Origin of the sequence: Actinotignum urematis (assembly GCF_051264595.1) — a bacterium.
GTDB lineage: Bacteria > Actinomycetota > Actinomycetes > Actinomycetales > Actinomycetaceae > Actinotignum > Actinotignum timonense_A.
Genome location: NZ_JBOZBG010000043.1, coordinates 1 through 698, shown reverse-complemented (window position 1 = coordinate 698; position 698 = coordinate 1). Strand labels below are relative to the sequence as shown.

The window sequence follows — 698 nt, the reverse complement described above, 5'->3', positions numbered from 1 at the left end:
TCATCCCCATCCGTCACGCCGTCACCATCAGAGTCGGCCTTATTCGGATTAGTCGGATTGCCATTGTTGTGCTTACCGGTCACTTCGTCACCGTCATTCACACCATCGCCATCCGAGTCAGGGTTGAGCGGGTCAGTGTTACCAGGCTTCCCATTCGGATCAGACTTGTCATCCTGGAACGGGTTCTTGGTGCCGTTCACCTCATCACCGTCATTGATGCCATCGCCGTCGGTATCGGGGTTCTTCGGATCAGTCCCGATCTTCTTCTCGTCACCATCATTGATGCCATCACCGTCAGTGTCCGGGTTATTCGGATCGGTGCCGTCCTTCTTCTCATCCCCATCCGTCACGCCGTCACCATCAGAGTCGGCCTTATTCGGATTAGTCGGATTGCCATTGTTGTGCTTACCAGTGACTTCGTCACCGTCATTCACACCATCGCCATCCGAGTCAGGGTTGAGCGGGTCAGTGTTACCAGGCTTCCCATTCGGATCAGACTTGTCATCCTGGAACGGGTTCTTGGTGCCATTGACCTCATCACCGTCATTGATGCCATCACCATCAGTATCCGGATTGTTGGGATCGGTTCCGATCTTTTCTTCCTCAGAATCGGTCAGGCCGTCCCCATCACTATCAGGATCATTAACAGTCACCTTCGACGTATCGAAGACCTTGTCACCATCCTTGATCGTGACAGT

The 698-nt window shown here is 53.3% G+C and carries 1 pseudogene; it reads right to left on the bottom strand.

Annotation, left to right across the window (positions count from 1 at the left end):
• Window positions 1-698 (bottom strand): annotated as a pseudogene (locus ACRQDJ_RS09260) (hypothetical protein); the annotation flags it as partial.